This window comes from Dokdonella sp., from assembly GCF_041395345.1.
Lineage (GTDB): Bacteria > Pseudomonadota > Gammaproteobacteria > Xanthomonadales > Rhodanobacteraceae > Dokdonella.
In genome coordinates this window covers 1-24,969 of record NZ_JAWLAR010000002.1, presented here as the reverse complement: position 1 = coordinate 24,969, position 24,969 = coordinate 1, and the positions used below count along the sequence as shown (strand labels likewise).

General features: G+C 61.9%; 26 protein-coding genes and 1 pseudogene. 16 read left to right on the top strand and 11 right to left on the bottom strand.

Annotation, left to right across the window (positions count from 1 at the left end; translation table 11 throughout):
* Positions 1-18: 18 nt before the first annotated feature.
* Positions 19-1,467: an RNA polymerase factor sigma-54 gene (locus R3F00_RS02150; RefSeq protein ID WP_371280059.1), complete on the bottom strand. Its 1,449-nt coding sequence runs from the start codon at positions 1,465-1,467 to the stop codon at positions 19-21.
* Positions 1,468-1,834: 367 nt separating this feature from the next.
* Here R3F00_RS02150 and R3F00_RS02145 point away from each other — a divergent pair, with 367 nt between their 5' ends.
* Complete coding sequence (locus R3F00_RS02145) at positions 1,835-4,066, top strand: arylsulfatase (protein WP_371280058.1); 2,232 nt, start codon at positions 1,835-1,837, stop codon at positions 4,064-4,066.
* A gap of 135 nt (positions 4,067-4,201) precedes the next feature.
* On the opposite strand, the gene lptB is transcribed toward R3F00_RS02145, so the two are convergent.
* The 5 genes from lptB to R3F00_RS02120 form a co-directional block, all read right to left on the bottom strand.
* On the bottom strand, positions 4,202-4,921 hold the full coding sequence (lptB, locus tag R3F00_RS02140; protein WP_371280057.1) for an LPS export ABC transporter ATP-binding protein: 720 nt from the start codon (positions 4,919-4,921) through the stop codon (positions 4,202-4,204).
* Positions 4,921-5,499, bottom strand: coding sequence for a lipopolysaccharide transport periplasmic protein LptA (gene lptA, locus R3F00_RS02135; RefSeq protein WP_371280056.1), 579 nt, complete (start codon positions 5,497-5,499; stop codon positions 4,921-4,923). Before lptA ends, lptB begins: the two co-directional genes overlap by 1 nt.
* Positions 5,465-6,040, bottom strand: coding sequence for an LPS export ABC transporter periplasmic protein LptC (lptC, locus tag R3F00_RS02130; protein WP_371280055.1), 576 nt, complete (start codon positions 6,038-6,040; stop codon positions 5,465-5,467). Before lptC ends, lptA begins: the two co-directional genes overlap by 35 nt.
* Positions 6,041-6,082: 42 nt before the next feature.
* A complete protein-coding gene (kdsC, locus tag R3F00_RS02125; RefSeq protein WP_371280054.1) occupies positions 6,083-6,631 on the bottom strand; it encodes a 3-deoxy-manno-octulosonate-8-phosphatase KdsC in 549 nt (182 codons plus the stop codon).
* Positions 6,632-6,780: 149 nt separating this feature from the next.
* A complete protein-coding gene (locus R3F00_RS02120) occupies positions 6,781-7,725 on the bottom strand; it encodes a KpsF/GutQ family sugar-phosphate isomerase (protein ID WP_371280303.1) in 945 nt (314 codons plus the stop codon).
* A 246-nt stretch (positions 7,726-7,971) separates the two neighbouring features.
* Between R3F00_RS02120 and R3F00_RS02115 the strand changes: the two genes are divergently transcribed.
* Entirely contained in the window at positions 7,972-8,208 is a 237-nt protein-coding gene (locus R3F00_RS02115; RefSeq protein WP_371280053.1) for a BolA family protein, read from the top strand.
* Between the two features lie 105 nt (positions 8,209-8,313).
* A complete protein-coding gene (murA, locus tag R3F00_RS02110) occupies positions 8,314-9,573 on the top strand; it encodes a UDP-N-acetylglucosamine 1-carboxyvinyltransferase (RefSeq protein WP_371280051.1) in 1,260 nt (419 codons plus the stop codon).
* 142 nt (positions 9,574-9,715) lie between these two features.
* On the opposite strand, the gene R3F00_RS02105 is transcribed toward murA, so the two are convergent.
* The 3 genes from R3F00_RS02105 to purM form a co-directional block, all read right to left on the bottom strand.
* Positions 9,716-10,420, bottom strand: coding sequence for a DUF3108 domain-containing protein (locus R3F00_RS02105; protein ID WP_371280050.1), 705 nt, complete (start codon positions 10,418-10,420; stop codon positions 9,716-9,718).
* A 61-nt stretch (positions 10,421-10,481) separates the two neighbouring features.
* Entirely contained in the window at positions 10,482-11,156 is a 675-nt protein-coding gene (purN, locus tag R3F00_RS02100; RefSeq protein WP_371280049.1) for a phosphoribosylglycinamide formyltransferase, read from the bottom strand.
* A gap of 18 nt (positions 11,157-11,174) precedes the next feature.
* Positions 11,175-12,212 (bottom strand): phosphoribosylformylglycinamidine cyclo-ligase, encoded by a 1,038-nt coding sequence (purM, locus tag R3F00_RS02095; protein WP_371280048.1) that lies wholly within the window; start codon positions 12,210-12,212, stop codon positions 11,175-11,177.
* 109 nt (positions 12,213-12,321) lie between these two features.
* On the opposite strand from purM, the gene R3F00_RS02090 reads away from it, so the two are divergent.
* Genes R3F00_RS02090 through hda form a run of 4 tightly spaced genes read left to right on the top strand, consistent with a single transcriptional unit; the run spans position 12,322 to position 15,543 of the window.
* A complete protein-coding gene (locus R3F00_RS02090) occupies positions 12,322-13,065 on the top strand; it encodes a DUF2066 domain-containing protein (protein WP_371280047.1) in 744 nt (247 codons plus the stop codon).
* 6 nt (positions 13,066-13,071) lie between these two features.
* On the top strand, positions 13,072-13,629 hold the full coding sequence (locus R3F00_RS02085) for a CDP-alcohol phosphatidyltransferase family protein (protein WP_371280046.1): 558 nt from the start codon (positions 13,072-13,074) through the stop codon (positions 13,627-13,629).
* On the top strand, positions 13,610-14,827 hold the full coding sequence (locus R3F00_RS02080) for an AI-2E family transporter (RefSeq protein WP_371280045.1): 1,218 nt from the start codon (positions 13,610-13,612) through the stop codon (positions 14,825-14,827). The genes R3F00_RS02085 and R3F00_RS02080 overlap by 20 nt, the downstream gene beginning before the upstream one ends.
* Complete coding sequence (gene hda, locus R3F00_RS02075) at positions 14,824-15,543, top strand: DnaA regulatory inactivator Hda (protein WP_371280044.1); 720 nt, start codon at positions 14,824-14,826, stop codon at positions 15,541-15,543. The genes R3F00_RS02080 and hda overlap by 4 nt, the downstream gene beginning before the upstream one ends.
* Here the strand turns inward: hda and murU are convergent.
* Both murU and R3F00_RS02065 read right to left on the bottom strand, forming a co-directional pair.
* A complete protein-coding gene (gene murU, locus R3F00_RS02070; RefSeq protein ID WP_371280302.1) occupies positions 15,538-16,239 on the bottom strand; it encodes an N-acetylmuramate alpha-1-phosphate uridylyltransferase MurU in 702 nt (233 codons plus the stop codon). The genes hda and murU overlap by 6 nt on opposite strands.
* A gap of 14 nt (positions 16,240-16,253) precedes the next feature.
* Positions 16,254-17,324, bottom strand: a complete 1,071-nt coding sequence (locus tag R3F00_RS02065; protein ID WP_371280043.1) for an aminoglycoside phosphotransferase family protein — start codon at positions 17,322-17,324, stop codon at positions 16,254-16,256.
* A 243-nt stretch (positions 17,325-17,567) separates the two neighbouring features.
* Here R3F00_RS02065 and R3F00_RS02060 point away from each other — a divergent pair, with 243 nt between their 5' ends.
* The 9 genes and pseudogenes from R3F00_RS02060 to R3F00_RS02020 all read left to right on the top strand — a co-directional run.
* The gene (locus R3F00_RS02060; RefSeq protein WP_371280042.1) at positions 17,568-18,017 is read left to right on the top strand and encodes an SUF system Fe-S cluster assembly regulator; all 450 of its coding nucleotides are present in this window, start codon (positions 17,568-17,570) and stop codon (positions 18,015-18,017) included.
* Positions 18,018-18,088: 71 nt separating this feature from the next.
* The gene (sufB, locus tag R3F00_RS02055) at positions 18,089-19,561 is read left to right on the top strand and encodes a Fe-S cluster assembly protein SufB (RefSeq protein WP_371280041.1); all 1,473 of its coding nucleotides are present in this window, start codon (positions 18,089-18,091) and stop codon (positions 19,559-19,561) included.
* Positions 19,558-19,899: a DUF3703 domain-containing protein gene (locus R3F00_RS02050; protein WP_371280040.1), complete on the top strand. Its 342-nt coding sequence runs from the start codon at positions 19,558-19,560 to the stop codon at positions 19,897-19,899. Before sufB ends, R3F00_RS02050 begins: the two co-directional genes overlap by 4 nt.
* Positions 19,900-19,914: 15 nt before the next feature.
* Positions 19,915-20,397, top strand: a pseudogene (locus tag R3F00_RS02045) (N-acetyltransferase family protein); the annotation flags it as partial.
* A gap of 49 nt (positions 20,398-20,446) precedes the next feature.
* Positions 20,447-21,208, top strand: a complete 762-nt coding sequence (gene sufC / locus R3F00_RS02040) for a Fe-S cluster assembly ATPase SufC (protein WP_371280039.1) — start codon at positions 20,447-20,449, stop codon at positions 21,206-21,208.
* Entirely contained in the window at positions 21,208-22,539 is a 1,332-nt protein-coding gene (gene sufD / locus R3F00_RS02035; RefSeq protein WP_371280038.1) for a Fe-S cluster assembly protein SufD, read from the top strand. The genes sufC and sufD overlap by 1 nt, the downstream gene beginning before the upstream one ends.
* Positions 22,536-23,789 (top strand): cysteine desulfurase, encoded by a 1,254-nt coding sequence (locus tag R3F00_RS02030; RefSeq protein ID WP_371280037.1) that lies wholly within the window; start codon positions 22,536-22,538, stop codon positions 23,787-23,789. Before sufD ends, R3F00_RS02030 begins: the two co-directional genes overlap by 4 nt.
* Before the next feature lie 8 nt (positions 23,790-23,797).
* Positions 23,798-24,337 (top strand): GNAT family N-acetyltransferase, encoded by a 540-nt coding sequence (locus R3F00_RS02025; protein WP_371280036.1) that lies wholly within the window; start codon positions 23,798-23,800, stop codon positions 24,335-24,337.
* Between the two features lie 314 nt (positions 24,338-24,651).
* A partial coding sequence (locus tag R3F00_RS02020) for a YerC/YecD family TrpR-related protein (RefSeq protein WP_371280035.1) occupies positions 24,652-24,969 on the top strand: 318 nt, incomplete at its 3' end.

Here is a 24,969-nt window from a genome sequence, read left to right as displayed (position 1 = left end):
AGTCGGGCGCGCACCGGATCAGCCCAGTCGGCAGCGATCGTTCGACGATGGAATGTTGAGCGCCTCCCTGTACTTTGCGACGGTACGTCTGGCCACGCTGATGCCGCGGCGGTTGAGTTCGACGGCCAATGCCTGATCGGACATGGGTCGAGCGGCTTTTTCTTCATCGATCAGTTTGCGGATCATTGCCTGAATGGCCGTCGCCGAAGCCGCGCCACCATCGACGGTGGAAACGCCGCTGGAGAAGAAATACTTGAATTCGAACGTGCCGCGCGGCGTATGCAGGTACTTGCGCGTGGTCACCCGGGAAACTGTCGATTCGTGCATCTCGATTTCCTCGGCGACATCCCGCAGTACCAGCGGACGCATGGCCTCGGGGCCGAATTCAAGGAAGCCCTCCTGCGCCTGGACAATCGCCTGGGCCACCTTGAGAACGGTTTCCGCGCGCGTCTTCAGACTCTTGATCAACCAGCGCGCTTCCTGCAGTTGGCCCCTCAGGTAGTTCGCGTCGTCGCGCTGGGCGCGGGCGATCAGACTGGCGTAGTGCTCGTTGATGGCGAGTCGTGGCTGGCAGTTGGGCGAAAGCGAAACCTGCCAGCGACCGTTGATCTTGTGCGCATAGGCATCTGGAGCCACGTATTCGGCGGCCCCGCTCGAATAGCCGGCGCCGGGCTTGGGATTCAGCGAGCGAACCAGGTCGATGACGATATCGAGTTCGTCTTCGTTGGCCTTGAGCTTCTGGCACATCCGCGTGCGGTCGTTGCGTGCGAGCAGGTCGAGGCAGTCGACGACGAGCTTGCGTGCCATGGTCAAGCCTGGCGTTTCTGCTTCGAGTGCCTCCAGTTGTATGTCCAGGCATTCGCTGAGCGAGCGCGAAGCGACGCCGACGGGATCGAACCGTTGCACGCGATGCCGCACGGCTTCGACCTGGTCGACACTTGCCGTGAACAGGTCAGCCAGACTCTCGCAGATGACCTCGTTGGTTTCATCGAGATACCCGTCATCGTTGATGGCCTCGATGATCGCGGTCGCGATGCCGCGATCCTGCGCGGAAAGCGGCGTCAGATTGAGTTGCCAGAGCAGATGGTCGCGAAGGTCTTCCGATTCGGCATCCTGGGATTCAATGCCTTCTTCGTCTCCGCCTCCGGATACGCGGTACTCGCGCATGTCCCCGCCGAGGTCCAGGGGCGCGTCGTCGTACTCGGGCGTGTTGTCGGGGATATCCGTGTTGCGCTCGTCGGTGGAATCCACCGGCGCGCTGATGGTGTGCTCGGGCGGGGCGAATTCCTCGACTGCTTCGTCTTCCGGCTCGTCCTCGTCCAGATCCAGCAGGGGATTGGATTCGAGCGCCTGATTGAGCTCCAGCTCGAGCTCCATGCTTGAAAGCTGCAGCAGCTTGATGGCCTGCTGAAGTTGCGGAGTCAGCGCAAGCTGCGACTGGATTCGAAGTTGTAGAGCGGGTTTCATGCCCGTTTGGTGGTCACCATCTGGCCTCATGCAATCCTAGCGCCAATTGCCACCCAGCGGCAGATCTTGACGCTTTCGCGAATGCGGTCCAATCTCAGCCGATTGGTCCTGATCAGGATCTCTTGTTGCGTGCGCACCCGCTTGGTTTCCCGCCTTTCCGGCTAGATCGGAATGCCCGGACATGGCCAAAATGGGCAGGGCATGTGCCATTCACAGACGGTTGTTTTCGAACATTCGAGGGGGAACAGTGAGGCGCTACTTCTTTGTACGCATGCTGGCGTTCGGCTTGGCATGCAACGGGCTGGTCGGGCCTGCCATCGCTCTGGAAATGCAGGATCGGACTTCGTTGCCCATCGCAGGGCCGCAGTTGTCTGCCAACACAGAACTTGATGTGCGCCATGCCGAGCCGCCGCCGCGTTTCGAGGTTAAAGCGCCAGAAAACGCCCCGAACGTCGTGATCGTGCTGGTTGACGACATGGGATTCGGGCAGCCGAGCACATTCGGGGGCGCAATCTCCATGCCGACACTGGACCGCCTGGCTTCCGGCGGGCTGCGATACAACAACCTGCACGTTACGGCGCTGTGCTCGCCCACGCGCGCTGCACTGCTAACGGGCCGCAACCACCACACAAACAATACGGGAGCCGTTCAGGATGTTGCCACGGCATTTCCGGGATATACCGGCGTGCGGCCCAACAGTGTGGCGCCGTTGGCGGAGATGCTCAGGCTCAACGGCTACAACACGGCTGCATTCGGCAAGTGGCATTTGACGCCGCTTTGGGAGACCAGTATCTCCGGCCCCTATTCGATGTGGCCGACTTCGTCCGGTTTCGAACAGTTCTATGGCTTTCTGGGCGGTGAAACGAACCAGTGGGCACCCTTGCTCTACGACGGTGTCGCGAAAGTGGAGCTTCCGCAGGACCCCAACTACCACTTCACCACAGACATGACGAACAGGGCGATTGCCTGGGTGCGTTTCCAGCACACCATGACCCCTGAGCGACCGTTCTTCCTCTATTTCGCCCCGGGCGCGACACATGCGCCGCATCATGTGCCGAAGGCATGGGCCGACAAGTACAAGGGTAAATTCGATGCGGGTTGGGACGCTTATCGGGAAGAAACGCTGGCGCGTCAGATAAAGCTGGGTATCGTGCCTCCCGGGACCAGGCTCGCTCCGAAACCGGCTGCCATCAAGGATTGGGATACCTTGCCCGCTGAGGAACGCAAGCTGTTTGCGCGCCAGATGGAGGTCTTCGCGGGCTACGCCGAACAAACCGACTACGAGATTGGCCGCCTGCTCAAGGCACTTGAAGATCTCGGTGTGGCGGACAACACGCTATTCATATACATCGCCGGCGACAACGGGGCCAGCGCGGAAGGCGGCCTGAATGGCACTTCCAATGAAATGACCTATTTCAATGGCGTGCAGGACAGCGTCGCCGATCAACTCGAACACCTTGATGCGTGGGGAAACCCTGAAACCTATCCGCACTTCGCTGTTGGCTGGGCAGTAGCCGGAAATACCCCATTCGCATGGACCAAGCAGGTTGGCGGCGATTTCGGCGGCAGCACCAATGGAATGGTGGTGAGCTGGCCCGACGGCATCAAGGCAAAGGGAGAACAGCGTTCCCAATTCAGCCATGTCATCGACATTGCGCCGACCGTTCTGGAAGCGGCCGGTCTGCCGTTCCCGAAAACAGTCAACGGGACCGTGCAGAAACCCTTCGAGGGCGTGAGCCTGGCGTACACTTTTGATGACGCAAGGGCGGCTGACCGGCACACCACGCAGTATTTCGAGATTGCCGGCAGCCGGGGCATCTATGACAACGGCTGGTTTGCCCGCACGATCCATCGAGTGCCCTGGGAGGCGACACCACCCCCGCCATTTGACCAGGATGTCTGGCAGCTCTATGACACGCGAAGCGACTTCAGCCTCGCCAACGACCTTGCGGCAGAGAATCCGGAGAAGCTGGCGGAATTGCAGGCGCTGTTCATGACGGAGGCCGTGAAGTACAACGTGCTGCCGCTGGATGATCGAAGCATCGAGCGGATGGATCCGGAATTGGCCGGGCGCCCGGATCTGATGGGAAAGCGAACCTCGCTGACCCTCTATCCCGGAATGACCGGCATGATGGAAAACACGTTCCTCAACGTCAAGAATCGCTCGGTAACCATCACGGCGGATATCGATGTGCGCGAGTCGGACGCCAATGGCGTCATCGTCGCGCAGGGCGGGCGCTTTGGTGGCTGGAGTCTGTACCTCAGGGAAGGCAGGCCCGAGTACGCCTACAACTGGGTGGGCGTGGAGCGTTACACCGTGGCCGGACCTGATTCGATCCCGAAGGGCAGGTCGACCATAAAGGTGGAATTCGACTATGACGGAGGAGGCCGCGGAAAAGGCGGCACTGTTGTGCTCTCGGTTGACGACAAGAAGGTGGCCGAAGGCCGCGTCGAGAAAACCAATGCCTTCATCTTTTCACTCGATGAAGGCGCAGACGTCGGTGTAGACGAAGACACGCCCGTGACGGAAGCCTATCGTGCCGGAGTGAGCAGTCGTTTTGCCGGAAAGATCGAGAAGGTGAACATCCAGGTCAGATAGCGGCCACGAGCCTGCGGCTTCAGTGGAGCTCGGGTTCTCGTGCGGGCATATCCGGAGCTGCTTGCCGTTCTCGTGCGGCCGTCTCCGGATAGTGCCTGCTGCATGCGGAGTGCGTCGGTTGCCGGTTTTCACGAGTCACATGCGGAATTCCTTACCGAGGTAGACCTCGCGCACCTGCTCATTGGCCAGCACTTCCGCAGGTGAACCCTGGGTCAGCACCGTGCCTTCGTTCATGATGTAGGCACGATCGCAGATGCCGAGCGTCTCGCGGACATTGTGGTCGGTAATCAGGATGCCGATATTGCGGGCCTTGAGCTGGCGCACGATGCGCTGGATGTCGACCACGGAGATCGGATCGATGCCGGCAAACGGTTCATCGAGCAGGAGGAAGCGCGGTTTTGCTGCGAGTGCGCGCGTGATCTCGACGCGTCGGCGCTCGCCACCGGAAAGGCTGACGCCCTTGCTTGCGGCGATATGGCTGATTTGCAGCTCATCAAGCAGGGACTCGAGCTCGCTTTCACGCCCGTCGGCGTCGAGATCCTCGCGCAATTCGAGAATGGCCATGACGTTGTCGGCCACGCTCAGGCGTCGAAAGATCGACGGCTCCTGCGGCAGGTAGCCGACACCGAGGCGTGCACGCTCATGCATCGGCATGTTGGTAATCGTGCGTTCGTCGAGGCGGATACTCCCCGAATCAGCGCCGACCAGGCCGACCACCATGTAGAAGCAGGTCGTCTTTCCGGCGCCATTGGGACCGAGCAGGCCGACGACCTCGCCCTGTTTCAGTGAAAATCCGAAATCCCGCACCACGGTGCGACCTGCATAGGATTTGCGCAGGTTTGCGGCATGCAGCATCAGGAACTGGGGTCCGCGGCTGGTTTCGGAGCGGTGCGGGGCTTGGGCTTGAAGGTCATGTGAACTTCACTGCCGGCCTGCTGGCTGCCGCCCTCCATGGCCCCGGTATTGGTGTTGTAGGTCATGCGCGGGCCGCGGAATTCCGAGCGGCCTTCCTGCACGACAATGACATCGCCGGTCAATTCCGCGAGACCGGTATCCGTGCGGTAATCAATGGTCAGCGCGCGGGCAGTCACCTTGCCGCCTCCATCCATCAATTGCTCCAGGTTGGCCGGCTTGCCGGTCAATACGAGCCTGCGACCGTCGCCGTCGCCCGCGATTTCGGAAATCCTGGCTTCGTCGCCGCCCGCCTTGAGCGAGCCCTGAACCATGCGAACGTTGCCGCTGAAGACACTGACGGTATTCGTTCCGAACGAGCTTGTATTGGTTTGTGCGCGCACGTCCAGCGGTTGGTCGCGGTCGGTACTGAGCGCTGATACCGGAGCGGCCATGGCGAGCAGCAGCAGCGCCGGAAGAGTGATCGCTGCGGGGCGAAATCCAGGATTATCGGGTGCGGGGTTCGAACGTATTGTGGACATCGGACAACAGCTCCAGAACTTTCGTGTTGAGATCGCCGCGCAGGCCTGTGCCCCGCAGTATAGAGCCCGGTTGGCTTATCTGCGCCGCTGCCGCGGTTTCGAGCTTCTTTGCCTTTGGCATGGCGGTCAGGTCTGACGTGGACAGGACTGCCGGTGGCACGGTATCCGAGACAACCCGGTGCATTTCCACATTGCCCTCGAGCTTCATCAGCGATCCATCCTGGTTGACCCAGGCAGCGTCGGAGGTACCGACCCAGGGATTGCCGTCCTTGTCGACCATCACGTAGTCCGGCGTCGACACGAAGATCGAACCATCCTGACTGCGCCGGGTGAGGCGTGGCCCGCTGATCGTGAAACTGAGACGGCCTTCCGAGTCGAGCGCGTTCAGGGAAAAATTGTCCAGCGTGTAGCTCGAGCGCGGCGGGCCGCTGAAGGTCGGTTCAAGCGGCGGCGGACGGGTCAGGAAGAGCAGGATCTGGCTGCCCGCCGCCAGCAGGGCGAGCACGATCACCACGGCGATGAATCGGCGGTCGATCACCATGATGTGCAGGCGCGTGCCCGGAAGTCGTCATGTAGCATCGGATCAGGGCCTGGCCAGATGCAGGGCCAGTTCCGCGTCGGCCTTGCCCTGTGCGGCAATCAGAAGATCGCAGACTTCGCGCGCCGCGCCACAGCCGCCTTTCCGTCCGGTGCACCAGTGCGCGCGGTCACGCACCCACGGGTGCGCGTCGGCCACGGCCACGGCCAGTCCGACCCGACTCATGACAGCGAGATCGGGAAGATCATCACCGGTGTAGGCGCATTGGTCGGCCTGCAGCTGCAAGGCTTTCAGCAGCTGCTTGAAACAGCTGAGCTTGTCCTCCTGGCCCTGATAGACATGGGCCACGCCAAGGTCGGCCATGCGCTGGGCAACGAGGTGGGAAATCCGGGCGGTAATGATGGCGACCTCGACGCCGTTCGCAAGCAGGCGCTTGAGCCCGAGTCCGTCGTGCACATGGAAGGCCTTCAGCTCGTGGCCGTCTTCGGAGTACCACAGATGCCCGTCAGTCAGCACGCCGTCGACATCGAATACGGCCAGCCTGACACGGGCAGCACGTTCGAGGATGTCGGTGGGGATGCTGGATGGGGGCATGGTCCGGGGAGCTGGGAATCGAGAATGGGAAATGGGGAGTCGGCAGAGCGAAAAGTGGAGTCATCCAATACGGCGAACCGAAAAGAGGCGGGCATTTCAAGGCATTTGCTTGAACCTATTCCCTATTCCCGATTCCCCACTCCCGGCACCTAGACCACCCTCGCCCTGAGCAGGTCGTGGATATTCAGCGCACCGACAACCCTGTTTTCGTCGCTGACGACGAGCAGGGCGTGAATCTTGTGCGTTTCCATGACCTGGGCGGCTTCCGCGGCAAGCTTGTCGGCCGTGATCGTCTTCGGGTTTGAGGTCATCAGTCGCATGACGGGTGTATCGCGCAGATCGATATTGGCATCATCGACGGCGCGGCGCAGGTCGCCATCGGTAAAGACGCCGAGCAACTCGCCGAGTTCGTTGGTCACCGCGGTCATGCCGAGACCGGTACGGGTCATTTCGACCAGGGCCGTTGTCAGCGATGCGTGCTGGTCGACAATCGGGATCTGCTTGCCCGAGTGCATGATGTCGCTGATGCGAACCAGCAGTCGGCGACCGAGCGTGCCTGCAGGATGCGAGCGGGCAAAGTCTTCCGAAGTGAATCCGCGCGCCTCCAGCAAGGCGATGGCCAGCGCGTCGCCCATGACGAGGGCTGCCGTCGTGCTGGCGGTCGGGGCCAGGCCGAGCGGACAGGCTTCCTCGGAAACCGAGACATCGAGATGCACGTCGGCCAATTTGGCCAGCGACGAGAATTCGTTTCCGGTCAGGGCGATCAGTGGCACATTCTGGCGCTTGATCAGCGGAAGGATCGTCAGCAGTTCATCGGTCTCCCCGGAATTGCTCAGGCTCAGGACGACGTCCTTGTGGGTAATCATGCCGAGGTCGCCGTGGCTGGCTTCGGCGGGGTGCACGAAGAATGCCGGCGTGCCGGTCGACGCCAGGGTCGCCGCGATCTTGCGCGCGATATGTCCGGATTTGCCGATGCCGATGACGACGACCCGCCCCTGGCACTCGAACATGAGCTGGCAGGCGCGCAGAAAATTGCCGTTGACCCTTGCCTGCAGCGCCTCAATGGCCCTGGCTTCGGTCACAATCACCGTCATCGCGCTCTTGCGTACGGTCAGTTCGTCCAGTACAGGTGGGGTCGAGGTCAAGCTGGCAGGGGTCAGTTGGGCATTCATCAGGCTTGGATTGAGTAGCGAAAGGGCCGGATCGGAAAGCGATTGATTTCGGCGAAGCGGTATTTTGAGTAACATTGGCTTTCCCTATTGTATCCGTTACCCCCTGCTGGCGCTCAAGACGGGCCGAGCGGGCCTTCCGTCGCAGCTTCGACAGGATTTCGCCTCCCCATGGACACCCGGACCATTCACGATCTCATCCAGTCAGGCCTGCCCGATGCGGACATCTCCGTGGAGGGGGCGGACGGCGTCCATTTCGAGGCGAGGGTGGTCAGCCCGGCGTTTGCCGGAAAACTGCCCCTGGCGCGCCACCGCATGGTTTACGCCACTCTTGGTGAACACATGGGGAATGCCATTCATGCGCTTTCCCTCCGTACACTGACACCGGAAGAGGCCGCGGGCGGCTGATTCCCACACAACCGGACCGGCCTCGCCGGCGCTGGCGCAACGCCTGTCCCCCGCAATCCGGGGCAGCAAACTCACAGTACCCATGAACCAGGAAACACGCGGGCAATGGCCAAAATTGTAATCAACGGCGGTGAACCGCTTCACGGTGACGTCCAGATCTCGGGCGCCAAGAATGCGGTCCTTCCGATCCTTGCCGCCTGCCTGCTGGCTGACGAGCCGGTCAGCATCGCCAATGTGCCGCATCTGCATGATGTCACCACGACCATGGAGCTGCTTGGCCAGATGGGCGTGCAGCTGGTGGTCGACGAGCGCATGAAGATCCACGTCGATCCGCGCACCACCCATCGATTCTTCGCTCCGTACGATCTGGTCAAGACCATGCGTGCGTCGATCCTTGTGCTGGGACCGCTGGTGGCCCGTTTCGGCGAGGCCGAAGTGTCCTTGCCGGGCGGTTGCGCGATCGGCTCGCGCCCCGTCAATCTGCATATCCAGGGCCTGCAGGCGCTGGGTGCCGATGTCCGCGTCGAGAATGGCTACATCAAGGCCAGGGCCAAGCGCCTGAAAGGTGCCCACATCGTTCTCGACCTGGTCACCGTGACCGGTACGGAAAACCTGATGATGGCAGCCGTGCTGGCCAAGGGCACGACCGTCATCGAAAATGCCGCGCAGGAACCCGAAGTCGTCGACCTGGCCAATTGCCTGAACAGCATGGGCGCAAAGATCAGTGGCGCCGGAACCAACTCGATCGTCATCGACGGCGTCGAGCGCCTCGGCGGCACCGACTACGAAGTGCTGCCGGACCGAATTGAGACCGGCACCTTTCTGGTCGCTGCAGCCATCACCGGTGGCAAGATCATGGCCAAGCGCGCGCGGCCGAAGACGCTGGATTCTGTGTTGTCGAAACTGGAGGACGCCGGCGCGCATGTCAACACCGGCGATGACTGGATCGAGCTCGACATGCGTGGCAAGCGAGCCAAGGCCGTCAACATCACGACCGCGCCCTATCCGGCATTCCCGACCGACATGCAAGCCCAGTTCACGGCGCTCAACTGTGTAGCCGAAGGCGTTGGCGTGATCACCGAAACGGTGTTCGAGAACCGCTTCATGCACGCGCTGGAACTGCAGCGTCTGGGCGCGGATATCCAGCTCGAAAGCAATACCGCGATCATCAAGGGCGTGAAGTCGATGACCGGTGCGCAAATGATGGCAACCGATCTTCGCGCCTCAGCGTCGCTGGTGCTTGCGGGTCTCGTAGCGACGGGCGACACGGTCATCGACCGCATCTACCACATCGATCGCGGCTATGAAAACATCGAGGAAAAACTCGGTGCGCTTGGCGCGCGGATTCGACGTTTGCCCTCCTGAAGCAGGGAGTGGGGAACAGGGAATCGGACAAGCGCGCGATGGCGTGCTCTGAGACCGGGTGAGCAACGCGATAGCCTTCAGGTGAATTGGCAAAGCCGCTCCAAACCGGCTCCCTATCCTCTATTCCCCATTCCCGGTCGCGCTAGCGCCCCTCCAGCGACGCCAGCTTCAGGGTGATGATGTCGCCCTTGCTCTCGACTTGCTCGATCTGCACGGGAACCCAGCCATTGGCGCCGTCAAACCAGCTCTTTGACGTGCGCTTTTCGCGCACACGTTCGAGACAGCGGGTAGTGAAGGTTCCGGCGGGTACTGCAATGGTTGTTTCGCCGCATTCGGTGTAGCGCACATCCTCGATCGCCCGCTTTTGCGCAACCTTGTATTCGAACTGATTCGAGTTGCGCGAGAGGTCTGAAGCCAGAGCGAGCGTCAAGGCGTGACGATCGATCGTGTAGGGAACCAGTTCGTAACGGACGTCGCTCTTGCCATCGATCATGTGGACCTGCCGCGCGTTCCAGTCGAACTCGCCATGACGCTGGCGATTCTTGAAGGCGAGATCCTGGCGAAAATCGTAGGTCACGGTTTCAGGGCGGCCATCTACCCATCTCACGGTCGACTCTTCGGCCACGTCGAGTCCGGCCATCTTTGCCAGTGCTGAGGTGCCGACCGTGCTCGTACGCAAGGTCCAGGTCGAATCCGGATTCTCACTGAGCTGGATCGTGGTTCGGGCGACTTCGCTGTTGTTGCGCAAGGCGATGTATTCGGCCTTGAACGGCGCGATGGGTGAACTGGCGATTGCCGCCGTGCAGGGCAGCAGCGCGAAAAGGAAGAGTGCAGGGAGATTCTTCAAGGAAATGCCTCGATCTGGACTGGTCGCATTCTTATTCATGTCACATGAACGCCGCCTGCGATCATTCAGGCCTGATTGCCAGGCTGTCGTCAGCCTCAAGCACCAAGGGGGAATTCAGTGCACGGCTATCCAGGCAGACTACTCCGGAAGACCAGCACAGGCGACCACTGGCAATCATCCCGACACTCCGGACCAGCAATCGATGCTCGAGTGGCAGCAGTCGATCGGCGAGGTTCTGCGCGGTGTCGCCGGCAAGGATATCGATGCCGACCTGTGCGATCACGGGTCCGCCGTCCAGATCCGCAGTCACGAAATGGACACTTGCCCCGTGCCGGGTTTCACCGGCCTCGAGTGCACGTCGGTGCGTGTGCAGGCCCGGGTACAACGGCAGCAGGGAGGGATGGATATTGATGATGCGACCCAGCCAAGGGGCGAAGGCGCGCGGATCCAGGATGCGCATGAATCCGGCCAGAACGACGAGTTCCGCCTCCAGCGCTTCGATCCGGGCAAACAGCGAGCGGTCATAGGCAAGTCTGTCCGTGGCTTCGCGCGGGTCGCAGACGAATGCAGGGATTCCGGCAGCGGCGGCCAGCTCAAGTGCCCTGGCCGAGGGCTTGTCGGAAAGCACGCCGACAATGCGGATCGGCAACCGGCCGTCTCGTTGCGCGTCGATCAGGGCCTGCAGGTTGCTACCTCGGCCGGAGGCCAGGACGACAACCCGCATCGGCGCTTTCATGGACTGCTGCAACTTCGGCTAGCGGATATGGACGCGATCATCAGCCTGGGCAGCGACGATCTCGCCGATGTTCCAGGCCTGCAGACCCAGTGTTTCGAGGGCATCCAGGGTGGCGACGGCATGATCGCGCGCAACGATCAGCGTGTAGCCGATGCCGCAATTGAAAGTCCGCCACATTTCCTCTCGAGCGACATTGCCCTCGCGTTGCAGCCAGTCAAAAACGACGGGCGCCTTCCAGGTGCTGCTGTCGATGTCGATGCCGAGGCCTTCGGGCACGACACGAGTGATGTTTTCCTGCAGCCCGCCACCGGTGATATGAGCCATGCCGTTGATGGTCAGCTGTTGCATGAGCTTGAGCACCGGCTTGACGTAGATTTCGGTCGGCGCCATCAGCGCATCCGCCAGGCTGATGCCACCGAGATCCAGATCGAACGGACTGCCTGCACGATCGACGATGCGACGGATCAGTGAATAGCCGTTGGAGTGGGCACCGGAGGCGGCAATGCCGATGATCGCGTCTCCTGCCTGGATGCGGCTGCCGTCGATCAAGGCGAGTTTTTCGACGGCGCCCACGCAGAATCCGGCAAGGTCGTACTCCCCGGGCGGGTACATGCTCGGCATTTCGGCGGTCTCGCCACCGATCAGTGCGCAGCCTGCCAGTTCGCAACCCGTCGCGATGCCGCCGACCACCGACACGGTGGTGTCGACATCGAGTTTGCCGGTGGCAAAGTAGTCGAGGAAAAACAGCGGCTCGGCACCCTGGACAAGCACGTCGTTGACGCACATGCCGACCAGGTCGATGCCGATCGTGTCGTGGCGATTGAGGATCTGGGCCAGCTTGAGCTTGGTGCCGACGCCATCGGTGCCCGAAACGAGTACGGGCTCGCGATAGCGTCCACCCAGCTCGAACAATCCACCGAATCCACCCAGTCCTGCCATGACTTCCTTGCGGAAGGTCCTGGCGACCAGGGGCTTGATCCGGTCGACAACGGCATTGCCGGCATCGATATCGACGCCAGCGGATCGGTAGGTCAGGGCCTCGTTCTCGTTCGACATGTTTCAAAGCCGGATACGCGGGGCCGCGCATCATATCAGTCCGGATGGACTAGGTAAGGACCCTTCGGGCAGACTTGCTGTCATTCTTGTCGTGCCGGGAATCTTCCGTATGGGTGTTGCTGAATTGGATGGATCGGCGCGCGCCGACCGACTGGCGTGGAAATTTCGGCATCAAGCCGCGCTATTCGCGAGATCGGGAAAGGCGCTCGCGCTGTTCCTGATCCTGTTGCTGTCGGCAGGCATGGCAGTTGCGCATGCAGCGCCGGCGACCTATTCGGGCGAGGCGCCTGTCGCGAGCCAGTCCGAGGGCGAACGCGCCGAAGCCCTGAAAACGGCCCTGGCCGCCGTCGTCATTCGTCTCAGCGGCGATCCCGGCATCCTCGCAAACGGCAACGTGGCGGCTGCGGTGGCGGAAGCAGAAAAGTACGTGCTGCAGTATCGCTATCAGCGCGGCACGGCTAGTGCGGATTCCTCCGATGCAACTGCTCCGGCACTGGTCCTGGTCGCCGAATTCGACAGCAACGCGGTGGATCGCATGCTGGCAGGTCTGGGCCTGGGTTCGGCCAGTTCCGCCGTCGCCATCGATACGACGCCGACCGAGCACCGCATATGGCTCGGTGGAATCCATTCTGCGGAGGATTACGCGCGTGGTCTGGGCTACCTTTCCAAACAGTCGCTGGTTCGCCAATCCTGGCCGGTCGAGGCCCGCGGTGATGGCTTGCTGGTGCGTGTGAGCGTCAGTGGTGGATTGCAACGTTGGCTTGATACGGTTGACCGCGAGGGTGTGCTGCGGGTCAACAGCGCCAGCCCACCGCTGGAAGGCATCGATGCCACCCTGGTCCTGAATCCCTGATCGACCATGCTGCGCCACCTGCCCAATCTGATCACCGGGCTGCGTATCCTTCTGGTGTGGCCGGTTTTCTGGTTGATATCGACCTCCGAATTCAAGCTCGCCCTGATCCTGGCGGCGGTCGCCGGGCTCAGCGATGCCATCGACGGATTCCTGGCCAAGCACTTTGGCTGGCAGAGCCGACTCGGCGGCATGCTCGATCCACTGGCCGACAAACTGCTGTTGCTGGCGTGTTTTCTGGCCCTGACCGTGATCGGGATATTGCCGGGCTGGTTTCTCTTCCTCGTGATCGGCCGCGACGTGCTCATCGTGTGTGGTGCCGTCGCCTACCACAACCTGATCGGCCCCTTCGATGCACAGCCGAGCCAGTTGTCGAAGCTGACCACGGTGGTGCAGATCCTGTTCGTGCTGGAGGAACTCCTGCGCCTGGCCTGGTTTCCGGAGCTGCCCGGCCGCCAGCTCCTGCTCGTCCTCAGCGCAGCGCTGACCCTGATCAGCGGTCTACACTATGTGCTGATCTGGTCGCTTCGCGCCAGGAGGACTCTGCATGAGCGCAACTCCCAATAGCCTCCCGCCGAGCGTGGGCGGAAATCTCGATATCCGTCTCAAGTGGCTGATTCTTGTCGCTTTTGTCGGCTGGATCTTGTACCTGCTGGGGCCGGCCCTGGTGCCTTTCGTCATCGCCGCCCTGTTCGCCTATCTGTTCAATCCGCTGGTGCAGAAACTGCAGGGCGTGGGCGTCGGGCGCGCTCTCGGAACCACCCTGGTCTTCCTGATTCTGACCCTGGCCATGGTCGGCATCGTGCTGGTGCTGATTCCTTTCATCGATCGTCAGGTCTCCAAATTCATCGACCAATTGCCGCGCTGGGCAGAATGGGGACGCAACGTGGCCTCCCCGTGGATCGAATCGCATTTCGGGATCAGCCTCGAGTCCGTGGACAGCGAAGGCCTGATCGGCATGCTGCAGGGGCACTGGAAGGAGGCAGGCGGTTTCGCGACATCGGTTCTGGCCAAGGTGTCCAAATCCGGATTCGCCATTGTCGGATGGGTGGTCAACCTGGTCATCATCCCGGTTGCCGCCTTCTATCTGTTGCGTGACTGGAACATCGTTGTCGAACGCATCCACGCCCTGGTGCCGCGCTCGATCGAGCCGGTCGTGGCACGGCTGGCCCATGAGTCGGATGACACCCTCGGCGGGTTCCTGCGCGGCCAGCTCAGCGTGATGATCATTCTGGGAACGCTCTACGGCATCGGTTTGTGGGCGGTTGGCCTCAACGTCGGACCCCTGATCGGAATGATTGCCGGCCTGATCAGTTTCGTGCCCTATCTGGGGCCCATCGTCGGCGTCGGCATGGGTGTGGTCGCTGCGCTCGTTCAGGGTCTGGACACCTTGCACATCGCCATGGTGCTGGCAGTTTTCGTGATCGGACAGCTGCTCGAGGGTTATGTGCTGGTGCCGAAACTGGTCGGAGACAAGATCGGCATGCATCCGGTAGCGGTCATGTTCGCGATCCTGGCCGGTGGCGAGCTGTTCGGCTTCGTGGGTGTGCTGCTGGCCTTGCCTCTGGCTGCGGTGGCCATGGTCCTGCTTCGCTATGCCTATGAGCGATACACGCAAAGCGAGATGTACCAGGAGGCAGAGGCGGTTTCCGACATCGTCGTTGCCGATGAAGCGGGTAACCCGACAGGCAGCGGGACAAGCACGGCCGTCGTTGGAGGCGTCGTTCCGGCTCCGGACAAGCAGGGCCCAGACGCCAGCGCATGAACAGGCAACTTCCGCTGGCGCTGCCATGGCCGGCGCACCAGCGATTCGAGAGTTTCCTGGCCGGTGCCAATGCGGCGGGCGTCGATATTCTGCGCCGGGCGGCCCATGCGGATGGCATCGACAAGGTGTTTCTGGCCGGGCCCGGCGGCAGCGGCAAGACGCATTTGCTGATTGCTGCCTGTGCCGAGGCAAGCAGTCTCGGCCGCCGTGCGCAATACCTGGATCCGGCCACCGTTTCAGGCCCCTTGACCGAGGCCATCAGACAGTTCGGCGGCAGCGACATGCTCGCCATTGATGACGTTGACCTCATCGCCGGTAGCGCCGAAGCCGAGCACGCACTGTTTGATCTGCACAACCGCTGCGTCGCCGAAGGAACCACGCTCCTGTTCGCGGCTTCCGATCCGCCGGCGGCATTGCCGCTGGTCTTGCCCGACCTGACCTCACGGCTGTCGGCCTGCACGCAGTGGCAACTGCGCGCGCTGGACGAAACCAGCCGGCGCGAGGCCTTGCGCGAACGCGCCGCTTCGCGCGGCATCGAGCTGGATCAGGCTGTGCTTGACTGGCTGTTCACGCGTCGGGCACGTGATCTTGGCGCCCTGACCGAATTGCTGGATCAGATCGATCTTGCCGCGCTGGCTGCGAAACGCCGGGTCACCGTGCCGTTCCTGCGCGAGCTGCTGGAGAATGTCAGGCAGCCCGACGAACCCGGTTCATGAACGTCCGGCTGTCAACTCGGCATCGAGATCCTGCAGGCGCTGCGGCGTTCCGACATCGGTCCAGTGACCGGCATGGTGCTGGCCACTGACCTCGCCTCTCAGCATCGCTGCGCGCAGCAGGGGTGCGAGTGGGAAACGCGGTGACGACTGCAGGGTGCACGGCTGGCCCGCAAAAACGTCCTGCCATCCGTCAAACAGGCTGGCTCGATAAATGCCGATTCCGGAATAGGTCAGACGTGGCGCTCCTTCGTCGACAACCGATCCATCGGACTGAAGGACGAAATCGCCTTTTTCGCTGTGCTGCGGATTTGCGACCAGGACCAGATGTGCCGCGCCGCCTGGGTTTGCGGGCAGGTCGCGCAGATCGAAGTCCGACCAGACATCGCCATTCAGCAGCAGGAACGGGTCCTGGCCGAGCACGGGCAGTGCATTGGGCATGCCGCCACCGGTTTCCAGTGGAATCGGCCCCTCGTCGATGAAGTGCAGCTTCAGGCCCCAGCGATCGCCGTTGCCCAGGGCCGATGGAAACTGCCCGGCCAGGTGCGAGGTATTGATGACCACATCGCTGACGCCGATCTCGGCCAGCGCTTGCAGATGCCATTCGATCAGCCTCCTGCCGCCGACCTTGAGCAAGGGTTTGGGCGTGGTATCGGTCAGTGGGCGCATGCGCTCGCCGCGTCCGGCGGCAAAGATCATGGCATGGCGTGCGCTCACGACGCAGTCGTCTCCGCAGCATCGCGCACATCGCGCTGACCCTTTGCACGCAAGAGCAGTGCGCGCAATCCATCCAGTTCGGGATAGCGGGCGGCGACCTCGACGGTGTAGCGCCAGACCAGGGGCAGGTCGGCAAGATACTGGTTCTTGCCATCGCGATACCAGAGCCTGCAAAAGATGCCGAGCACCTTGATGTGGCGTTGCAGACCCATCAGGTCGAACCAGCGCGCGAAGCGGGTCGCATCGACTTCCGGCCCGATCTGGTGACTGGACTGCAGGCGCATGCGATAGCTTTCGACCCAGCCATCCACGTGTTCGCGATCCCACTCGATGTAGCAGTCGCGCAACAGGGACACCAGATCGTAGGTAACCGGACCGATCACGGCATCCTGAAAATCCACGATGGCCGGATTCGGGAGCATCCCGTCATGGCTTTCGGACGGTCCGGGTGACATGAGCAGCAGATTGCGGCTGTGGTAGTCGCGGTGGACGAACGCTTGCGGTTGCTCTTCGGCGGATTCCACCAGGAAACCGAAGGCCGCTTCGATGATCTTTTCGTCTTCATCGCTCGGGCTGTATCCGAGGTGTCGCTGCAGGAACCAGGTGGGCATCAGGTTCATTTCATCGATCAGGCGCCGACGGTCGTAGTGCGGCAATCCGTCGACGCGGACCTCACGCTGCATCCTCGACAGTGCATCGAGTGCGTCCGCGTAGAGACGGTCGGCAGTACGCGCATTCAGCTCGGGCAGATAGGTGCGATGGCCGAGATCCTCCATCAGCACGAAGCCCTGCTGCGCATCGGCGGCGAACACTTCGGGCGCATGCAAGCCTGCTTCGCGCAGGCGCGCATCGATCTCGAGCCAGGGCAGCAGATCCTCCTTGTCGGGCGGCGCATCCATGACGACCCAGGTGGCCAGGCTGCCGGAATCGCCGGTTTGGCCCGAGACGCGCCAGTAGCTGCGGAAGCTGGCGTCGGCAGAGGCGCGCTCGATATCAAGGTCGGTACGCCCAAGCCGGGCTTCGACAAAACGGCGCAACTGGGCGGGGCGGTCGGTGCGGGTACTCAAGGGAATTTCTATTCAGCGAATTGGCAGACAGTGTAATTGACTCACGCCGCGGGAGCGGATTGCCGAATCGCTGGCCGGTCGCAATATCAGTTCGGCCCGCAAATTGTCCGAACCGTTGCTTCGCCCGCTGGCGGGAGAAGAGTCATTTGCGCTCCATTCGACAGATACCCAGGCGAGCCAGACGACCTTGATTTGTAAGCATCCGGTCTAAATAGTACAATTTCGGTCCTAGTTGGAGGCGCCATGCTTCGTGTCAGCAAACTCACCGATTACGCGACGGTCGTGATGACCTGCCTCGCGCTGGCGGATGCCGAGGAAATCCTCAGTGCGCAGCAGCTGGCTGAACGCGCGCGTCTCGAGGTCCCCACGGTCAGCAAGTTGCTCAAGCAGCTGGCCCATGCCGAGCTGGTTGAATCCAGACGCGGTGTCAATGGCGGCTATCGTCTGGCGCGTGCGCCGGCCGCGATCAGCGTGGCGGATATCGTCACCGCCATGGAGGGGCCGATCGGGATGACCGAATGCAGTGCGCAGTCGGGAACCTGCAACCACGAGCCGCACTGCGGTGTGCGCATCAACTGGCAGCGCATCAGCCTGGCCATCCGGGTTGCCCTGGAAGGCGTCACCCTGGCCGACATGATTGCGGTACCCCCAAGACGTTCGATGGGCATCCCCGTCCACGTCGCCATTGCATAGCTCTCGAAGGCGAGCGGCTGGACGGATTCGACGAATCCACGCCGCAACCTGACCAAGGATTTCCAGACTTCATGACAACCGACGCCCAAATCGCCGAACCTCTCACCAGCATCGGCAACGAGCGCATCGTCGAGGCGATGAATCGTCGCTATGAGGCCGGCTTTGTCACCGACATCGAAACCGACAGTCTGCCTCCCGGCCTCAACGAGGATGTCGTGCGCTGGATATCGCATCGCAAGGGTGAGCCGGCATGGATGACCGAATGGCGTCTCAAGGCGTATCGTCACTGGTTGACCATGATCTCGCCCGAGTGGGCCAAATTGCGCATCGATCCGATCGACTTCCAGGCGATCAGCTATTTCGCCGCGCCGAAGGAAGGACCGAAATCGCTGGCCGACGTCGATCCGAAACTGCTCGAGACCTACGAGAAACTCGGCGTACCGCTGCATGAGCGGGCCCGACTGGCCGGTGTCGCGGTCGACGCCGTGTTCGACTCGGTCTCGGTCGGCACGACATTCCGCAAGGAGTTGGCCGAGGCAGGCGTGATCTTCTGCTCGATGTCCGAAGCACTGAAGGAACATCCCGAGCTGGTCCAGGCCTATCTTGGAACCGTGGTGCCGAGCAGCGACAACTATTTCGCCGCGCTCAACTCGGCAGTGTTTTCCGATGGCAGCTTCGTCTTCATTCCGAAGGGCGTGCGCTGCCCGATGGAACTGAGCACCTATTTCCGCATCAACGCGATCAACACGGGGCAATTCGAACGCACCCTGATCGTGGCCGAGGAAGGTGCCAGCGTGTCCTATCTCGAAGGTTGCACGGCGCCCATGCGCGACGAGAACCAGCTGCATGCCGCGGTCGTCGAACTCGTTGCGCTGGATGATGCCAGCATCAAGTATTCGACCGTGCAGAACTGGTACCCGGGGGACGAAAATGGCAAGGGCGGCATCTACAATTTCGTCACCAAGCGCGGTGATTGCCGTGGCGCGCGCTCGAAGATTTCCTGGACCCAGGTCGAGACCGGCTCTGCGATCACCTGGAAGTACCCGAGCTGCGTGTTGCGTGGAGACGATTCAGTCGGCGAGTTCTATTCGGTTGCGCTGACGCATCACCACCAGCAGGCCGACACCGGCACCAAGATGATTCATGTCGGCAGGAACACGAAGTCGAAGATCATCGCCAAGGGCATCAGCGCCGGGCGCGGCCAGAATTCCTATCGCGGCCTGGTCAAGGTCGAGAAGGGCGCTGCCGGCGCGCGCAACTATACGCAGTGCGATTCCCTGCTGATCGGAAAACAATGCGGTGCGCACACCTTCCCGTATATCGAAGTCAGGAATCCGAGTGCGATCGTCGAGCACGAAGCCACCACATCGAAGATATCCGATGACCAGATGTTCTATTGCCGCACGCGAGGCATTGCCGAGGAAGATGCGGTGTCCCTGATTGTCGATGGCTTCTGCAAGCAGGTGTTCCGCGAATTGCCGATGGAATTTGCGGTCGAGGCCAAGAAATTGCTCGAAGTCTCGCTGGAAGGAGCGGTCGGATGAGCTGGAAGGTCGGACAGAGGGAAGCATTCGAACGCGAATTGGCAGCGGCCTCCGCCGCGCAGGTCCGCGGTGATGCGCAAGCCGAATTTGCCCATCTGGAACGTGCACATGTGCTCGGGCAGCGCATGACCCTGGCGCACACCCGCGCACATTGGCGGATGTTCCGCTTCGGACTGCGTCAGCGCGACCTGCGCGAGGTGGTCGGTCAAATCCTGCGCATCCCCGCGGCGCTGACCAAATCCCGGATCTGGGTGCCGGTTGGCAACACCGGAGGCGCCAACGTCAATCCGTTCCGGTCGATGCCGGTTGCGGATGACCTGCGCCACCATGTCGATTGAAGGCATTGCGAACGGGCAATGAACGCGAACAAGTCGATCAGGTTTCGGGTGGCCGGCGAGCAGGATATTCCGGGAATGGTCGCCGTACGTTTTGCCGTGCGCGAAAACCGGCTTTCGGATCCCGGCTATCTGACTCCGCGGATGTGGCTCGATGGCCTGCAAGCGAGTGGCAACGCGAACTCGTGGGTCTGCGAGCTCGACGGAAAAATCGTCGGGTTCTCGACTGGACGCGTTCGCGAAGCGGACATCTGGGCGCTGTTCGTCGATCCAGAGTTCGAAGGGCGCGGCATCGGCCAGCGCCTGCTTGATCTGGCTGCCCGGTGGCTGACTTCGGAAGGTGTCACAGTCATTGAACTGAGTACGGCTGCGCAAACCCGCGCTGACAATTTTTACCTGAAGCAGGGCTGGGAGCGCGGCGAGCTCAATGCCAGGGGAGAGGTCGTCTACCGCAGAAATGTCGCGGTGCGTCCCGGACAAGTAACGAATCAGACACATTGAATTCATTTGAAACAAGGTGCGCCGCATGGCGCCACATGGACTACATGAAATGCTGAAAATCGAAAACCTGCACGTCCGCATTGCGGGCAAGAACATCCTCACCGGCCTCGATCTTGAAGTGAAGGCGGGGGAAGTGCACGCGATCATGGGGCCGAACGGGGCCGGCAAATCGACGCTTGGCAACGTGCTCGCCGGTCGTGAAGGCTATGAAGTGATCGAGGGTTCGGTCAGCTACAACGGCAAGGACTTGCTTGCGCTTGATCCGGAAGAGCGAGCCGCCGAAGGCGTGTTTCTGGCCTTCCAGTATCCGGTGGAAATACCGGGCGTGAACAACACCTACTTCCTGCGTGCCGCACTCAATGCCCAACGCAAGCGTCGAGGCGAGCCCGAACTCGATTCCATGCAGTTCCTCAAGCTGGTGCGCGAGAAGCTGGCCGTGCTGCACCTGAAGGACGAGTTGCTGCATCGCGCCGTCAACGAAGGTTTCTCGGGCGGCGAAAAGAAGCGCAACGAGATTTTCCAGATGGCCCTGCTCGAACCCAGGCTCGCGATCCTCGACGAGACCGATTCCGGTCTCGACATCGACGCGCTGAAGATGGTTGCCGATGGCGTCAACGCAATGCGCGATCCGAGTCGCGCCTTCGTGGTCATTACCCACTACCAGCGCCTGCTCGACTACATCATTCCCGATTTCGTTCATGTGCTGGCCGACGGCCACATCGTCGAAAGCGGGGACAAGTCGCTGGCCCTGAAGCTGGAGGAGCATGGCTATTCCTGGATCGCCGAGCGCAAGCTGGCCGGAGCGGCCTGATGGCCGGTGGCTTTCTCGAACCCCTGCTTGCCGACGGCGCCGTGAGCGCGGGCGGTCGGGCCGCGTGGCTGGACGAGGCGCGCACGCACGCCTTGCAGCAACTGGCCCGCGAGGGCATGCCCGGACCGCGCAACGAGGCATGGAAGTATTCAAGCCTTCGCGCCCTGGACCAGCGCAGGTACCAGCGCGGCGACGCAGGTGCCAGCGATCGTGAACTGGACGCCAGGCTGTTCGATTTGCCCGGGGTCGATGGTCCGTGTCTGGTCTTCGTGAATGGTGCCTTCCGCGCCGAACTTTCGAATTTACCAGCGATCGACGGGCTCGAAACAGGAACGATTTCAGATCTCCTCGAAAGCAATCCCGAGTCGTTGCAACGCTTTCTGGCGCAGTCCTGGGACGATGTCTCGGAGGTCTTTGCAAGGCTGAACACGGCACTCGCCGCTGACGGCCCTGTGATCCGTGTTGCTGCGGGCAAAAACATCGCTCCCGTCGTGCATGTGGTCATCGCGGGTGCTGCCGCATCAGCTGATCTGGCCTGGCATTTGCGCGGCATCGTGGAGCTCGGCAAGGGGGCGAGCCTGAAGCTGGTCGAGCACCACGTCGGCGAAGCAGGGCAGCAGCACCTGGGCAATCTGCTCAGCCAGGTTTCGGTCGGCGATGGCGCTCGGCTCGACATGCTTCAGATCCAGCATGCGGCAGAGTCGTCCAGCCTGGTGCGAAGAACCGAAGCGACGCTTGATGCGGACGCGGTCTTTCACTTGCGCTCGATCGAAGCAGGCGCGCAGTGGATGCGGCATGACCTGGCTGTCGGTCTGCGCGGCGACCGCGCGCAGTTCGTGTCGCGAGGCGCGTTCGCCTTGCGCAATCGCCAGCATTCCGACACGCGCCTTGATGTGCGTCATGCGGCGCGTGATACCGCTTGCGACATCGTCTGGCGCGGCGTTGCCGACCAGCGCTCTCGCGGCGTGTTCCATGGCGCCATCACGGTTGCGCCCGGAGCTGACGGCAGCGACGCGCAGCTGAGCAACAAGAACCTGCTGCTCTCGGAGCAGGCCGAGATCGATACCCAGCCGGTTCTCGAAATTCACGCGGATGAGGTCAAGGCCGCTCATGGAGCCACGGTTGGCCAGTTGGATGAGGCTGCATTGTTCTACCTGCGCTCGCGCGGCCTGTCGGTAGACGAAGCACGCTCGATGCTGACCCTTGCATTCTGCCGCGTTGCATTTGATTCGATCGAGAACGATGCGCTGCGCGAGCACATGGATTCGCTGATGCGGGAGCGCCTGCCGCGAATGACGGAAGCGCTGCTCGAGCCAGGAGATTCGGAATGAATGTGAATCCTTCGACCAGGGTCGAGGAAGGCCCGCTCGACGTCCCGAGGATCCGCGCGGATTTCCCGCTGCTGGCTCGAACGGTTCACGGCAAGCCGCTGATCTACCTGGACAGCGCGAACACCTCGCAGAAGCCGTCGGCGGTCATTGACGCGGTAGACAACTTTTTCCGCCACACCAATGCCAATGTCGCCCGGGCCGTGCATGCGCTGGGAGAGGAAGCCACGAGTGCCTATGAATCGACCCGCGACAAACTCGCCCGGTTCATCAATGCGCCGTCACGCAACGAAATCGTATTCACCTCGGGGACGACCCAGGCGATCAATCTGGTTGCCTACAGCTACGCCTTGCCTCGGCTGAAGCCCGGCGACACGATTCTCGTTACCCAGATGGAGCACCACGCGAATATCGTGCCGTGGCAGCTGGTTTGCGAGCGCAGCGGCGCGAAGCTCAAGGTCGCGCCGATCAATGAGGCAGGCGAGCTGATCGTCGAGCGCTTCGTCGAGCTGCTGACCCCGGAGGTCAAGCTGGCCGCAGTCGCGCATGTTTCGAATGTGCTCGGTACGATCAATCCGGTCGCATCGCTGTCTCGCGAATGCCGAAAGCGTGGAATTCCCCTGCTCGTCGACGGCTCGCAGGCTGGGCCGCATTTGCGTATCGACATACGCGCGCTGGGTTGCGACTTCTATGCCTTGACCGGGCACAAGCTGTTCGGCCCGACCGGGACCGGCATGCTCTGGGCCAGGCGCGAGCATCTCGATGCCATGCCGCCATTCTTTGGCGGCGGCGAGATGATCCGCGAAGTGCGTTTCGAAGGCACCACCTTCGCTGATCCACCGCACAAGTTCGAGGCCGGTACGCCGAATATCGCCGGCTTCGTCGGACTCGGTGCAGCACTGGACTATGTGGAACGGATCGGGTTCGAGAAGCTGGCTGCGCACGAAGGTGACCTTCTGGCGCATGCCACCGAGGCGATGCGACGTGTACCCGGACTGCGCATCATCGGTGAAGCGGCGGAAAAGGTGCCTGTGATCTCCTTCCTGATCGAAGGCGCGCATGCGCACGACCTTGCAACCTTGCTCGACCACGAGGGCGTGGCCGTGCGTTCCGGGCATCATTGTGCCCATCCCTTGATGCAGTTCTACGGCGTGGCAGCCACCCTGCGTGCCTCGATGGCGTTCTACAATACCTTCGACGAGATTGACGCATTCATCGCGGCAATGGCTCGGGTACGCAAACTTCTTGCCTGAGGTTTTTCATGACTGAATCGAGTTTTCGGGCAGCAACCCTGGCCGATGTCGACGCGATCATTCCTCTGGTCGAGTCCGCCTACCGCGGCGATGCGAGTCGCAAGGGCTGGACTACCGAAGCCGATTTTCTCGACGGCCAGCGCATCGACCGGCAGTTGCTCATCGAGTTGATACAACGGGATGATGCGCGCGTCGTCCTGCTAGAACGTGATGCGGAGCTGCTGGCCTGCTGCGAGCTTCAGGATCAGGGCGGCATCGCCTACTTCGGCATGTTCTCGGTGCGGCCCGAGGGGCAGGGCAGCGGCATAGGAAACCGGATGCTGGTCGAGGCGGAACGGATTGCCACGGAAGAATGGCAGTGCCGGGAAATGCGCATGACCGTGATCGACATCCGAAACGAGCTGATTGCCTGGTACGAACGCCGCGGCTACCAGCGCACGGGCGAGTACAAGCCGTTTCCCTACGGCGACGAGCGCTTCGGCATCCCGCGCCGGGATGACCTGCGCTTCGAAGTGTTGCGTAAGCCCCTGAATACAGCAGCGCAGTAGGAATTGGGAAAGCTTCGTCGGCATGGATTGCGGCGAGCAAAGAATGCATCGAGTCTCCATGCGCGAAAACCAGGCCGCCAATGCGGGGTTGGCGCGAGCAAAACCGATACCCCGCAGAACGCGGTCGAAGCTGCAAGGGCTCCAACGGGCCATGTCGTAGAAGCCTCCCACGATGTATCCGCGTCGCCGTCCTTGCAGGCGCGGCCATTGGGGCCTGCAAGCCCTCGAACAGCCCAAAGAGTTTTGCTCGGCTCTTGCGCAGCGCAACAAGTGCCGATACACTGCGCGCCAATGTACTAACGCGTTAATACGTTATGAAGCGTCGATCGATCGAGGCGGAGACGCCGGCTGCGAAGGCCGAGGACAGCCTGTGCAAGGCATTGCTTGCCCTTGATTCCGTCCCTGCGATGCGCGCATTCCTGCGCGACTTGTGCACGCCTTCCGAGCTGGAGGCGTTGGCGGATCGCTGGCGTGTGGTGCCCTACATTCTCAAGGGCATGCCCTATCGGGAGATCCACGATCGCACGGCGGTCAGCATCACCACCATTGGCCGTGTCGCCCGATTCCTGAGCCAGGGCAACGGCGGCTACCTCGCTGCCCTGGCGAATCCGGAGACAGCAAGGCCTGCCAGG